Annotated in this window: 14 protein-coding genes; 3 read left to right on the top strand and 11 right to left on the bottom strand. The window is 27.2% G+C overall.

Annotation, left to right across the window (positions count from 1 at the left end; genetic code table 11):
- Positions 1 to 2: 2 nt before the first annotated feature.
- The 4 genes from BUB47_RS00275 to BUB47_RS00260 form a co-directional block, all read right to left on the bottom strand.
- Complete coding sequence (locus BUB47_RS00275; protein ID WP_073182695.1) at positions 3 to 1,331, bottom strand: GTP pyrophosphokinase; 1,329 nt, start codon at positions 1,329 to 1,331, stop codon at positions 3 to 5.
- Between the two features lie 75 nt (positions 1,332 to 1,406).
- On the bottom strand, positions 1,407 to 2,165 hold the full coding sequence (locus BUB47_RS00270) for a peptidylprolyl isomerase (protein WP_073182693.1): 759 nt from the start codon (positions 2,163 to 2,165) through the stop codon (positions 1,407 to 1,409).
- A gap of 48 nt (positions 2,166 to 2,213) precedes the next feature.
- Positions 2,214 to 2,411, bottom strand: a complete 198-nt coding sequence (locus tag BUB47_RS00265) for a cold shock domain-containing protein (protein WP_073182691.1) — start codon at positions 2,409 to 2,411, stop codon at positions 2,214 to 2,216.
- A gap of 153 nt (positions 2,412 to 2,564) precedes the next feature.
- Positions 2,565 to 3,278: an acyl-[acyl-carrier-protein] thioesterase gene (locus tag BUB47_RS00260; RefSeq protein WP_073182690.1), complete on the bottom strand. Its 714-nt coding sequence runs from the start codon at positions 3,276 to 3,278 to the stop codon at positions 2,565 to 2,567.
- 255 nt (positions 3,279 to 3,533) lie between these two features.
- Here BUB47_RS00260 and BUB47_RS00255 point away from each other — a divergent pair, with 255 nt between their 5' ends.
- Entirely contained in the window at positions 3,534 to 4,658 is a 1,125-nt protein-coding gene (locus BUB47_RS00255; protein WP_073182688.1) for an isomerizing glutamine--fructose-6-phosphate transaminase, read from the top strand.
- Between the two features lie 34 nt (positions 4,659 to 4,692).
- Here the strand turns inward: BUB47_RS00255 and BUB47_RS00250 are convergent, their stop codons facing one another.
- From BUB47_RS00250 to BUB47_RS00235, 4 genes are all read right to left on the bottom strand, one after another.
- Positions 4,693 to 5,583 (bottom strand): sensor histidine kinase, encoded by an 891-nt coding sequence (locus BUB47_RS00250; RefSeq protein WP_083529007.1) that lies wholly within the window; start codon positions 5,581 to 5,583, stop codon positions 4,693 to 4,695.
- The gene (locus BUB47_RS00245; RefSeq protein WP_073182686.1) at positions 5,576 to 6,382 is read right to left on the bottom strand and encodes a hypothetical protein; all 807 of its coding nucleotides are present in this window, start codon (positions 6,380 to 6,382) and stop codon (positions 5,576 to 5,578) included. The genes BUB47_RS00250 and BUB47_RS00245 overlap by 8 nt, the downstream gene beginning before the upstream one ends.
- Positions 6,382 to 7,299, bottom strand: coding sequence for an ABC transporter ATP-binding protein (locus BUB47_RS00240; RefSeq protein ID WP_073182684.1), 918 nt, complete (start codon positions 7,297 to 7,299; stop codon positions 6,382 to 6,384). Before BUB47_RS00240 ends, BUB47_RS00245 begins: the two co-directional genes overlap by 1 nt.
- Before the next feature lie 90 nt (positions 7,300 to 7,389).
- Complete coding sequence (locus BUB47_RS00235; RefSeq protein ID WP_073182682.1) at positions 7,390 to 8,064, bottom strand: response regulator transcription factor; 675 nt, start codon at positions 8,062 to 8,064, stop codon at positions 7,390 to 7,392.
- Between the two features lie 174 nt (positions 8,065 to 8,238).
- Between BUB47_RS00235 and BUB47_RS00230 the strand changes: the two genes are divergently transcribed.
- A complete protein-coding gene (locus BUB47_RS00230) occupies positions 8,239 to 8,775 on the top strand; it encodes a flavin reductase family protein (RefSeq protein WP_073182680.1) in 537 nt (178 codons plus the stop codon).
- Between the two features lie 42 nt (positions 8,776 to 8,817).
- Here BUB47_RS00230 and BUB47_RS00225 read toward each other — a convergent pair whose 3' ends face one another.
- Positions 8,818 to 11,040 (bottom strand): sensor histidine kinase, encoded by a 2,223-nt coding sequence (locus tag BUB47_RS00225; protein WP_073182678.1) that lies wholly within the window; start codon positions 11,038 to 11,040, stop codon positions 8,818 to 8,820.
- Between the two features lie 2 nt (positions 11,041 to 11,042).
- Entirely contained in the window at positions 11,043 to 11,747 is a 705-nt protein-coding gene (locus tag BUB47_RS00220) for a response regulator transcription factor (RefSeq protein ID WP_073182676.1), read from the bottom strand.
- Positions 11,748 to 11,898: 151 nt separating this feature from the next.
- On the opposite strand from BUB47_RS00220, the gene BUB47_RS00215 reads away from it, so the two are divergent.
- Positions 11,899 to 13,668, top strand: a complete 1,770-nt coding sequence (locus BUB47_RS00215) for an Rqc2 family fibronectin-binding protein (RefSeq protein ID WP_073182674.1) — start codon at positions 11,899 to 11,901, stop codon at positions 13,666 to 13,668.
- Between the two features lie 19 nt (positions 13,669 to 13,687).
- Here the strand turns inward: BUB47_RS00215 and BUB47_RS00210 are convergent, their stop codons facing one another.
- Positions 13,688 to 14,005 (bottom strand): YerC/YecD family TrpR-related protein, encoded by a 318-nt coding sequence (locus tag BUB47_RS00210; RefSeq protein WP_073182672.1) that lies wholly within the window; start codon positions 14,003 to 14,005, stop codon positions 13,688 to 13,690.
- Positions 14,006 to 14,018 lie beyond the last annotated feature (13 nt).

The following is a 14,018-nucleotide window of genomic DNA, read 5'->3' as shown; positions in this document are numbered from 1 at the left end:
TTCTAATTATATTGGTTTAAAGATTTTTCAATATTCTCACATAAACTATCTTCATTATATATTTCGCATATACCCAATTCTCTTTCTATCGTCTCTACTGCATACTCTAAAAGATAGTTTATAGAGAAATTTTTATTAAAATTAGTACTCACTATATTTAAAATTTTATCCTCTAAACTATCTAGTTCTCCATTTTCAAGTCCTATTTTATCTTTAAAATCTAAGAATAAACTTGAATACTTATATCTTAAAAAGTATAGAAAGTTTTCCAATATTTCAGAATAGCTACTTCCTTCTATTTGATAGATAATTTTAAAAAATAAGTTCCAAGAAAAATCTTTATTTAATACATCTATTATTGTATTTCCAATGTTTTTTGAAAATTCATCAATATAATTTGGAATTTTTTCGAATTCTATATACTCTTCTAAACGTGTATCATTATATGCAACTTGATTAATTTTATTAATTAAATCTACAAAATTTTCTCCATAGGTAAGGTCTACATTCTTAGCTGCTTTCATTCTCAAATAGTCTACTATTACATCAGTGGTACTCTTAAAATTAAATACAAAGTCAAATTCTTCTTTTACCTTCTTGCTAAAGACATCGTGTATTATCTTTGAAAGCAAGTAATTAAGTTGACTTTCAGCTGATACAACAGCACTGGCATCCATACTGGATACATGGTCATAGAGTATCATAAGTTGTCTATCCACCATTGAGAGTGAATCTTTAATCGAGGACATCATATCTTTAAAAAAGTTCTCTGTTAACATATATGTATAATTTTTATACAATATTTTATGATCAATTTCTCCCCAAAATACATTTACCATTGATTTAATTTGTAATTCAAAGTGAAATGCATTCTTTCCATACTCAAATATTCCATCAATTTTATAAATTTCAAAACCGTTTTGTTGAATTTGAGGTTGCCTATCTGTCAACCTTAGCTTTAACGGAAAGTCTTTATCTGCCTTAAAATATCCATCCCCTACATCAATAGTGAATTTCTTTTTTATTTCATTGAAAATATACGTTTCATCTTTAATAAATCTACATTCAACTCTAATCCCTATTAAATCACTTAAATTTAATATAACCTCTTCAGGCTCTCTATATTTAAAGTAAAAATTATTTTTTATTATTTTTTCTCTTAAACTCTTCTCTGATTTTATTCTATAGGAAATATTTAAAAACAACTCATCATCAGAAAATAAAGTCTTTATGTGTTTTACAGAATCTTCTGAAATATTAACGAGAAGTTTATTGTAATTATTTAAAAGTAACAGTGTATTATCTATAAAGTCAAATAATTCTAATTTCATATTTTATATGTACTCCTTTATAATAATTATTATACCTTGAATGTTAAATATTTCATAGAAAAAGTGAAACTAGAATTAATTTCCAGTTTCACTTTTAACTTCTACATTATATTTTTTAGAAAGTTCTTCAACTTTATTTAAATAAGCTTTTTGTTCTTTAGATCTCTTAACTTCATTTTCAACGGTTTCTCTTACTTCGTCTAAATTTTGCTTATGAGCATCTTGTGTTTCATTAACTTTTATAATGTGAAATCCAAATTGCGTCTTCACAACATCTGATATTTCATCTACTCCCATAGAAAATACCGCTTGGTCAAACTCAGGTACCATTTGTCCCGGATAGAAGGTTCCCAAATTTCCACCTTTTTCCTTTGAAGGACAGGTAGAAAATTCAACAGCTAATTCTTCAAAATTTTCATCATTTTTAATCTTTTCTAATATTTCTTTTGCAAGGTCTTCAATTTCTACTAAGATATGACTTGCATTTACAGATTTAGGTGTGTTAAAGCTTTCAACATTTGTATTATAAAACTCTTCAATTTCTTCTTCTGAAACTTCAATTCCCTCTAAAAGTTTTCCAAGAGCATAAGTTTTTAAAAGTGAAGACTTTGTTTTGTCTAATACATTTATAAATTCTTCATTTTTATCAAACTTATTTTCAACTGCATCTAGGTACAATAACTCTTGATAAATTAGTTCATCTAAGATTTCTTTTTCTTTTCCACCTTGAGAAAAATACGCTCTTACTTGTGGGTTTAAAGATTCTAAAAAAAAGTTGTAGTCTTCTAAAGTAATTTCTCTATCACTTACTGTTGCCAATACTTTTTTTTCCATATAAATCCTCCTAATTAAAAAGGCAGCTAAGATTAGCTGCCCGTTTTATTATAAAATTACTATATTTTCGGCTTGTGGTCCTTTTTCCTTTTCAACTACGTCAAACTCTACGTCTTGACCTTCGTCTAAAGTTTTGAATCCATCTCTTTGAATTTGAGTGAAATGTGCGAAAACATCATTTCCTTCTTCAGTTGTTATAAATCCAAATCCCTTTTCACCATTAAACCATTTTACTTTACCTTTCATTAGTACCTCCTTATTACTTCAATCCTTTGTTAAATGCAGAGAAACTAAATTAAAATAAAGTATAATTCATTTCCAAATTCATTTCCAAACTCATTTCCAAATTCATAAAGTTTAAATATTCTTTATTTATAATACCACAGTTAAAAATATATTTCAAGCTTTCTTTTCTAAATTTATTTTTGCCCTTGAATTAAGACTATCAGTTTTAATTTCAAAATAACTATAGTTGTGATTATAATTTATATTTACATACTCGCTATTTCTTATTTCTCGACTATATATTAAATTTAACTCACTTATAAAATAGTTAGTATATACTTCTTCGCTTAATGTCTCCTCTATCCAATCAATATATACCACATTGTTAACGTGTCCATTTATATCAATATCAGATTTTCTAATTTTAAATTTATTCTCCAATAAATTTTCTAATTCAGGCTTTATTCTTTCAATCGTTTCAAAATTTCTCTCATTAATAATTTCATACTCACCAGAAATTTCATCAGATATTCTAATAGGCTTTAGTTTAAGCAAATCAACTACTAAAAATATTGCACTGGCTTTCAATATTACTTCTTTATTTTCATCAATGATTTCAAATTCTCTATAGGCACTTATTTTTTCAAATCCCGATGCCCAAGTTCTAACTAATATTTTTTCTCTTCGCTTAATTGGCCTATTAAGTTTAATCTTCCACTTATATATCATCCAAGTTTTGTTGAACTTTAACAAATCTTCAGCTGTTGAGCTGTTAATTATACTTTGCTCATTAGATGTCTCTAACAAAATATTTACTAAATTTTTATAACTTAAATATCCTCTATTACATAAAAAATCATATATAAAATACTCTTTTATAAATTTCACAAAATCACTTTCCTTTATTAGTATAGTTTAGCATAAAATGCATTTGTTTACATACATTTCTCGTTGTGTTAAAATTTTAATAGAGATAAAAAATCTACAGCGCCAGGTCCTTTGGGATGACGAGGATTGGAGTTATCGAAATATTCGGCGGATGCTCCAAAGGTTCCACAGCCTAAGTTCCTTAACAAAACATACAAGAAATTGTATAACAAAGCAGGTTCAGTGGATCTCTAATAACTTTTGGAGGTTAATTTTATGAATGAAAATCAAACAAAGAAACAAAGCCCTGACAAAAATGGTTTTGAACATTTTATGTTAAAGGAAATTTTTGAGCAACCAGGTGTAATTAAAAACATTATCAGTAACTACGCTGATAATAAACTTTTTAATTCAAACAACAGTTTTTCAAAGGAAGAACTTCAAAACATTGACAAAATATATATAGTGGCTTGCGGAACAGCACTACATGCTGGTCAATCCGGAAAATTTGCAATTGAAAAATTTACTAAAATTCCAGTTCTTACAGATATCGCCTCAGAATTTAGATATAACAATTCTTTTATTGACGAAAAGACTCTTTTAATAGTGATAAGTCAATCCGGAGAAACTGCTGATACGTTAGGCGCTCTTGAAAAAGGCATTAAAGCTAAGGCTAAAACCCTATCTATTACAAATGTAGAAGATTCTACTATTGCAAAAACTACAGATAAGTCACTTTACTGTAATGCAGGTCCTGAGGTGTCTATTGCTTCTACTAAGGCCTATACTGCTCAAGTAGCTTTAATATATCTTTTATCACTAGATATGGCAAAGAAATTAAAAACTATTGACGATGAAGACTTAAGCTCTATATTAATAGAACTTAAAAAATTACCGGAAAAAATAGAAGAAATACTTCAAAATGTAGATACTATTAAAAATATAGCTAACGAACTAAAAGAATGTCAATCTATGTTTTATATAGGCAGAGGCCCAGATTTAATAACAGCAAAGGAAGGATCTTTAAAACTTAAGGAAACTTCTTATATACACTCTGAGCCTTTTGCTGCAGGAGAATTAAAACACGGAACTATGGCTCTTATGGATTCCAGTTCAAAGGTAATAGCAGTAGCTACTCAATCAAACCTATCTAAAAAGACTGCTACTAATGTGTTGGAATTAAGAGAAAAAGGTGTAAGTGTATACTCTGTTGGAGTTGAGGGAGATGTACTATTAGAAAAAAATTCTAATTATACTGTCTTTATACCAGAGACTTTAGATGTATTAAGTCCTATTCTAACTGTAATACCAGAACAGTTAATTGCCTACTATACATCTCTAGCTAAGGGAATTGATGTTGACCATCCTAGAAATTTAACAAAAAGTGTTATAAGTGAATAAATAAAAAAATAAGGCTTCTTAAATTTAAGAAGCCTTATTTTTTTATTTCTATTTCAATATTAAATCGACCATTTTTACAGTAGATGCTACTTTCATATTTCAACTTATCAAAAGCAGCCTTTACTATTGCCAATCCAATTCCTGTAGAATTTTTTCTGGACCTGTCAATAACTCTACTTCTTTCAAACAAAAAATTATAATCTCCATCTTCTAAAGAAGTATCATTTGAAACTATAATCTTTATTTTTTTATCCTCTTCTAATATGTTTATTTCATTATTTCCCTCTGAGTACTTCAATAAATTCCCAAGTATATTGTGCATAGCTTTTGACAATAGTTCTTTTGAACTAAGTATTTCTAATTTTGATTCAGGTGCATTTATTTTAAAATTCTGATTATTTTTTATAAAGCTGTCATAGTATTCAAAAGCAATAGCATAAACCAGCTCATTTAAATCTATATATTCCAGCTTTTCAGCTTCATAAGTTGTACTTGAAATTAAAGAAAGCTCGTAAAAATTTTCAATTAAATTATTTAAATACTCTGCTTTCCCATTAATAGTATCAAGATATCCTTTAGACTTTTCATCATCTGTCTTTATAAGAGGAATGTATCCCAGTATAGAAGTCAAAGGAGTCCTTAAATCATGGGATAAATCTGCCAATAAATCTCTATACTCCTTAGACACTCTTTCTTTTTTTATTTCTAAATTTTTATTTTCAATTATTAAATCATCAATATTATTAACTAATTCATTAAAGATTTTATTATTTGTATTGTCAGGCATTTTTGAATAATTATCTCTTTTAATTTTATTTTTTAAAAGCTCAACTAAACCATTAATATTTAGCTTTAATGATTTGTATCTATAAAAATAATATAAACTTGTCACTAACAATAAACATAATAATAAATTTTTAATCAAAATCTTTCCTCTTCACAATAAATATTGAAATACCAATAATTACAAATAAAAACAATAAATTAAATGCCATGTTGTACTTTAAATCTATAAAAGTATTTAAAAGCGATATACTTTCTGAACTCCCAGACATTCCATTTTCTGTAAACATTTTGGAGATCTTTGAAAGTGTAGGTGCCGGAAAATATGCTGTTACCTTTCCTAAAAAATCTATTTTTAAAAAGAAATTTACCGCTTTTACAAGTGTATCTGAAAACACGGCAACAAACAAGCTGGCACAAACTGCAAAAAATTCAGTTTTAAATAACAAGTACATAAGTATTGCTACAAAAAATATTACAGATATTGGAATTATAGATAGAACTATTGACTTTAAAAAGTTCAACAACATAATTGTGTTAGATATATTCCATCCAAAGAATAAATAGCTTAAAGCACTGTGAAATAATATTCCAAATACAAAAAACACTAAGCAAATCGATACCATTTCAAAATATTTTACAATTACTATTACTTCTCTTCTATACCCACACTCTAAAACGTGTATATAGCCTCTTTCCTTTTGTTCATCTGTTATAGCAAAACTTCCCAATGCAAAACTTATATATCCAACAGCAGCTATTACCATGCTCAATCCTAAGAAAAGTGGAATATGTTGAGGGAAATAATTAACCCCATCAGAAAATGATGTCTTGTAAAATCCAAAATTTCCCACAAATATAATTAACATCATAGCAATAAATGTAATTATAGTAGAACGCTTCTTTAAAGTCTTTGCTAAATCTGTTTTAAAGTATGTCATTATTTTAAACCTCCCATTAAATTCATATAGTATTCTTCTAAAGTATTTTCTACTATAGATGCAGATCTTAAATATATATCTTTTTCTGCAAGAGATTTTTGAATAATGAATATGTCAACTATGTCATATACTTCAATTATATTGTTTGGTAAAACTTTGTAGTCGTTAATTTTTAAATTTTCTTCAAGTACATTTACAATTTTGCTTACATCTTTTGAATCAGCAGCAATTATTCTAATAAATTTCTCATTTTTTTCTTTTAAATCATCTAGTGTTATTTCTTCAATCATCTTCCCTTTTTTTATAATTCCCACTCTATTAGCTATTTGAGATAGTTCATTTAAAATATGTGAAGAAATTATTATTGTAGTTCCCCACTCTTTGTTAATTTTTAAGAGAAAATTTCTTAAATCAATAATTCCGGAAGGGTCTAGTCCATTAATAGGCTCGTCTAAAATTAAGATTTTAGGTCTATTCATCATAGCGGCTACTATTCCTAGCCTTTGTCGCATTCCAGTTGAATAACCTTTAACTTTTTTATTTAAAGCTCCATCAATTTTAAATATCTTTGTCAGTTCTATTATTTCATCATCTACTTTAAATTTTCTAAGAGATGCTTGGTATTTTAAATTTTCCATACCGGTTAAGTAAGAATAAAAAGAAGGATTTTCTATAAGAAATCCGCAATCTCTTCTATATTCGAAGCTGCTTTCAATATTTGTTCCGAGAACACTGCAACTTCCTTCTGACTTTAATATGTGACCTGCCAATATTTTTAAAAGCGTTGACTTCCCTGCTCCATTTTCTCCAACTAATCCATAAATATCATCTTCATAGACATTAAAATCAAGTCCATCTAATGCAATATTTCTACCGTAATTCTTTTTTAAATCTTTGCACTCAATAATCTTTTCCATAATTGTCCTCCTAAGTTAATTATATTATTGCAAAAGAATCTTTGAATACATTAAAGAATTTCTAAATAAAATCTAAAGATTTAAAATTAACTACTTTAATCGGTATCCCATTCCCCAAATAGTTCCAATATAGTCTTTCCCATTAACTTTTTTAAGCTTATTTCTCAAATTACTCATATGAGAATTTATAGTATCTGCATCATAAGCATACCTTTCTTCCCAGACAGATGAGTAAATATTTTCTTTTGTAAATATCTTATTTACATTTGAAATCAATAGTTTAAGTATGTTGTATTCAATAGGAGTTAGTTTAACAACTTCATTCTCTACCTTAACTTCTACAGCGCTTTTATCTAAGCTTATTTCCTTAAAGGTAAGCATCTCATCGACAGTGCCACTATAGTCCTTGTATCTTCTTATAGTAGCCTCTACTTGTGCCAACACTTCTTCTCTATTAAAGGGTTTTTCTATAAAGGCATCTGCTCCCTTTTTTAAAACTTCAACTTTTGTTTCAATTCCTATTTTTGCACTTATTACAATTATGGCTATATTATTATTCTCCCTAACTGTGCTAATAAATTCCTCACCAGTCATATTGGGCATCATTAAATCCAACAAGATTAAATCAAAGTGTTTCATTTTCATAATTAACAGAGCTTCCCTTGCTGTGTAAGCTCCTTCAACTTCATAATTGTTTTCTCTTAATATTTCTACTAATAAGTTGTTAATATCAATATCATCTTCGACAACTAATATATTTCTCATATTATCACCAAATTTATTATATAGTTTTTCAACACTTATAACAATATGATATTGATTTAACTTAAATTAACTGTTTAAAGCTGGATTTTCAAACGAAAAAAAGTTGAACTGTCTATAAAAAATAAAATCTGTGATATAATTTAAACAAATAATATTAATAGGGAGATGTAGAAAATGAAAAGAAAAATTGAACCCTTTAAACATTCAAGTGAAATTTTTAACTCTTTAAAAAGCGGAATTTTAATAACTACTAAATTTGATAACAAAGTAAATTCTATGACGATTTCCTGGGGAACGTTGGGAATTGAGTGGAATAAAAAAATCTTCACTATTTTTATTAGAGAAAATAGATTTACTAAATTTCAACTTGACAACAATCCTGAGTTTACAGTGAATATACCTTATGGAGATTTTGATAAGAACATATTAAAATTTTGTGGTATAAAATCCGGATACAATACTGATAAAATAAAAGAACTTGGGTTAACTCTTGAAGATTCTAATACAATTTCCGTTCCTGCCATTAAAGAACTTCCACTAACACTTGAGTGCAAAGTTATATATAGGCAAGAACAGGATAAAGGAAGTATTTCAAAAGAAGATAAAATAGCTTTCTATCCCGAAGATATTGAAAGTTCTTATCACGGTTCAAATAGAGATTACCACACTGCCTACTACGGCGAAATTTTAGATGCATACATAATAGAATAGTAAAGCAAAACCCCTAAATAGTTAAATTTAGGGGTTAATTTTTTAAAATTCAATTATTGTTTTAAATAAATCGCCATCAATTTCTATTTCAAAACTTCCACCCTGTGCATCCACTAGAGAGCTTGCTATTGAAAGACCTAATCCCGAACCTTCAGTAGTTCTGGAACTATCTCCCCTAGTAAATCTCTCCATTAGTTCATCTGCTGAAATATTAAGTGCATATTTTGAAATATTTTTAATAGTTAGAGTTGTTGTATTATTCTTATCTAGGTCAATATAGACTCTTGTACCTTCTAAGGTATATTTATATATATTTGAAAATAAATTGTCTAATACTCTGGAGGTTTTATTTCCGTCTAACTGCAAGCTAACAGGCTTATCTGTAATGCTTATATTAATATCCAATTTCTTTTCTTCAAATTTATCTAACCATTCACCTACAATTTGATTTACTAATTGTTTAAAATCAATTTCTTCAATGTGAAGTTCTATATTATTACTTGTCACTTTTGACACCTCAAATAAATCTTCTATTAATTTTTTTAGTTTTAATGACTTTTCATTAATTACTTTTGCATACTCTTTTTGTTTTTCAAAGTCGCTTTTTTCATCAACTATTAACTCAGAATAATTAATAATTGAAGTTAAAGGAGTTTTTAAATCATGTGATACATTTGTAATTAACTCACTTTTTAATCTTTCGGATTTTATCGCCTTGTCTACAGCTTCATTTAAATTATCTCCTATAGTGTTAAAACTATGTGCAATGTCTTTAAAGTTAGTAGTATTTTCATCAATTTTAATATCATAGTTTCCTTTAGATATAAGTTTTGAAGTTTCACTTATATTTATTAAATCTTCATAGTATTTTTTAGCATAGTTAAAAGCAATAGTAATAAATATAATCCATAAAATTATTAAAAATGTTGAGTTATATGTTGTAATAGATATTACAACTCCTCCTCCTATTATCAGTGAGATAAAGAGTATAGTAATATGTCTTTTGTTTAAAATTTCTAAATTATCAAGTATTCTTGCAAAATAATTTTTAACCTTATGGTAAAATCTCTTAAATAAATTTATAAACCACTTACATATCTTAACAGTAATGGATTCTTGTATTAGAAATGATTTCATCCCATCATTGTATATAGATTTTATTCCAAAAATTAAATATACTAGCGCTATGGAGGAGAAGAAAGTAAAAATAAATTGTCCGGCACCTATTATTACAGTTCCTGTAATGTCAGGAGATATTCTAAATTCATTGGTAAACAACCCTACTCCTGCTAATAAAAGCAACCATAGCACCCACACAATTTCTATTGGAAATTTTGAAATACCTTCATAAAATTCAACCTGTTTTGCTTTTTTATAGTTTGTAACTGTTCCAAAAATTGCAACTATAAACATTGACAACATAAAAATTGTTACTATTGAAGGAATTAACATCTCTTGAGTATAGTAGTTATTCTCAAGATTTGTTACTACATTTGAATTTAAATCCAATATAAAACAAAAATTCACTTTATCGTTATTTTGTTGAACATAGTTTAAATATTCATTTCCGTCATTATTATAATAAAAATAATCTACAGTAGCATTCTTTAAAGCTGTTTCAAATAGTTTATTGTTACTTTCCTCCTTTACATTTTCATTTGCATTTGTATTGTTAAAAGTAACTTTTCCATTTTCATAAATTCCCTTAACGGCTATTTCATTAGATTTTATTTTTATATCTTGAGGATTTACATTGTCACCATAATTTAAATTGCTCTTATTTTTTAAAACATAGTTTGGCTCTTCTGTTACATCTATATTAAAGGAATATGAGCCATCATTGTAATCATCTCTATAGTAGTCAAGTTCATCAACATTAAATGTTCTTACTATTTCTCCACTTATATTATTTCTTACAGCCACAATATTTGGATATTTTTCTTTAAATTCCCTTGTGAATTCGTAGTTGGACATTCCATAACTTCTAATATAAAAATCCAATAAATTAACATTATTATAGTTATATCCATTGCGACTATTTATATTCATAATTTCATTTCTAAATTCATTTGAATAAAATTCTTCTTTGGTAACTCTTCCATAAAAATCTGTTCCGAAGCTCTTCATAAAAAATGTTCCTAAAATTGAAATCATACTTATTATAATTATAAAAAGCCAAATTCCCCTTGTAGTATACCTAAAGGAAAATTTTTCTCTAGGAAGGTCATCTTTTAAATTACCATCTTCATGTATATCTTTGTCCATTTTCAATTCCTCCTCTTGGGATTTACAAATTTATATCCAAGTCCCCAAGCTACTTTTAAGTAAAGTGGTTTTTTAGGATCAAATTCAATTTTTTCTCTAATTCTTCTAATGTGTACTGTTACAGTCTTTGGTTCAATAGCCGGTTCATTCCAAACTCTTTCGTAGATTTCATCTATAGAAAACACTCTGTTTGGATTTTCCATTAAAAGTTCAAGTATTTTATACTCTAATGATGTAAGAGAAACTTTTTCACCATCCACATAAACGTTTTTTTCCATTGTATTTAGTTTTATTCCTCCAATTTCAATTGACTCAGAGTTTTCACCGGAACTTTGATATTGGTAAAGCCTTCTAATATTTGAATTTACTCTTGCCATTAATTCAAGGGGATTAAAAGGTTTTACTATGTAATCATCTGCACCAATGTTTAAACCTATGACTTTATCATAATCTTCAGATTTTGCTGAAAGAATAATAATTGGAACGAAGCTTTTTTCTCTTAGCTTTATTATTGCCTCTTCTCCACTCATTTCAGGCATCATTAAATCCATAATTACTAAATCTATTTTTTCACTTTGAAATTTTTCTATAGCTTCCTTGCCATTTTCTGCATATACAACATCATAATTAGAATTAGTTAAATAAATCCCTATTGAATCTCTTATTGCCTTATCATCTTCCGCTACAAGTATTTTATATTTTTGCATATTATTTCCTCCATAATCATAGTAACAAATATCTTCAACATAAATCTTAGTTATCTTTTACAAATTTATTAAATTTATTATATCAAATTTTAATAATTAATTTTTATGTTTTCTCAGATATGCTATAATTGTGAAGAAGTAGGTGAAATAAATGGCTTATGATGGAACAGTTTTAAAGTCCGTTATTGAAGAACTAAACTCTAACTTAACTGGTGCTAGAGTAGAAAAAATATATCAGCCCTCTAAAGAAGAAATAGTTCTCAATTTAAGAAATTATACTGGCAAATACAAATTATTATTAAGTGCAACAAGTAACAATCCCAGAGTTTATTTAACAAATCAAACTTTTGAAAATCCTAAATCTCCCCCAACATTTTGTATGCTGCTTAGAAAACATTTAGAAAATTCAAGGGTTTTAAGTTTTGAACAATATAAAATGGATAGAATTTTAAAAATTAATTTTTTATCAAAAAACGAACTGGGAGATGACCTTCAAAAATCTCTTATTGTTGAAATAATGGGAAAACATTCAAATATTATTTTAATTGAATCTGACACTAAAAAAATATATGACTCAATTAAAAGAGTTAACTCCTTTATTAGTAGAGTGAGGGAAATCCTTCCCGGATTAATTTATGATGAAAGTTTAATTTCTACTAAAGAAAATCCTCTATGTTTTGAAACTTTAGATAAGTCTTTTAAGTCTTTTGAAATTAATAAATCTATAAAAAATAACCTTGTAAATACTTTTACAGGTATTAGCCCTCTCATTGCGAGAGAGACTGCATATAGAGCTAATTTAGATGAAGATAGAGCTATTTCCAGTTTAGATGAGGATTCCCTTGGCAAATTATATGATGCCTTTAAATCCATAGTTAGTAGTCTTAATGCTAATGAGTTTAAACCCACGGCTATTATAGACAATGAGAATATTATAGATTTTTCTTCTATTGATTTAATGATGTACCCTAATTCTGAAAAAAAATTCTTTTCTTCAATTTCAGAATTATTAGATGAGTTTTACATTAAAAGAGAAAAATCTCAAAACTTAAATGAAAAAAGTAGTTCTATAAAAAAAGTTGTTAAAAATCACTTAGATAGAGCTAAAAATAAACTCTCTAAGCAATCTCAAGAGTTAGAGGATGCATTTGATAGAGACAAATATAAAATATATGCAGATTTAATTTCTTCAAACTACTATAAAATAGATAAGGGAATTGACAACATATCTTTAGAAAACTTTTACAATGAAATGGAACCATTAAATATTCCTCTAGATGAAAAGCTCTCAGCTCAAGAAAATGCAAATAAATACTATAAAAAATATTCAAAGCTTAAAACTGCTGTGAATAAGTTAAATATTGAAATAGAAAATAACAAAAATACTATAAAATATTTAAATAGTGTCCTTCTAAATATTGAACTCTCTGAAACAAGTGCAGATTTAGAAGAAATTAGAGAAGAATTAGTTGAAATGGGCTATATTAAAAAGAACTATAAACAAAAGAAAAATAAGGTACAAAAAATAAAGTCTTTAGAATATAATTCCACTGACTCATTTAAAATTTATGCTGGTAAAAATAACAGACAAAATGAAGAACTGACACTGAAATTTGCAAATAAAAATGATATGTGGTTTCACGTAAAAGATGCTCCTGGTTCCCACGTAATTTTAAAAGAAGACGGACGAGAATTTACAGAGAAATCAATAGAAGAAGCAGCTACAATAGCTGCATATAACAGCTCTCTTAAAAACTCCGACAATATAATTGTAGACTATACACTTAAAAAAAATGTTAAGAGACATCCTTCTAAAATTCCAGGATTAGTATCATATGTTAATTACAACAGCATTATTATAAGTAGTAAAAATTTATCTGACTATGAAAACTATGAAAAAAATACAAGCAAAACTCTTTAAAAAAGTTTTGCTTGTATTTTTATTTATCGTTATCTTCTTCATTGATGAAATTAAGTCTTTCTAATACCAACTTATAACCGTCTGAACCATAATTTAAAGATCTATTAATTCTTGAAATAGTAGCTGTACTAGCTCCAGTTTCTGTTTCTATCTCATGGTATGTTTTATTCTTAATAAGCAATTTTACAACTTGCAACCTTTGAGAAATTGCTTGTATTTCCTTTACCGTACAAATATCTTCAAAGAATCTATAACAATCTTCTACAGTTTCTAAGGTTAAAATAGCCTCAAATAACTTATCGGTTTGTTCACTTTTTATTTTTGAATCATGAATCATGGATATCCCTCCT

Origin of the sequence: Anaerosphaera aminiphila DSM 21120 (genome assembly GCF_900129925.1) — a bacterium.
Classification (GTDB): Bacteria; Bacillota; Clostridia; order Tissierellales; family Peptoniphilaceae; genus Anaerosphaera; species Anaerosphaera aminiphila.
This window is presented reverse-complemented; position numbering and strand designations above follow the sequence as displayed.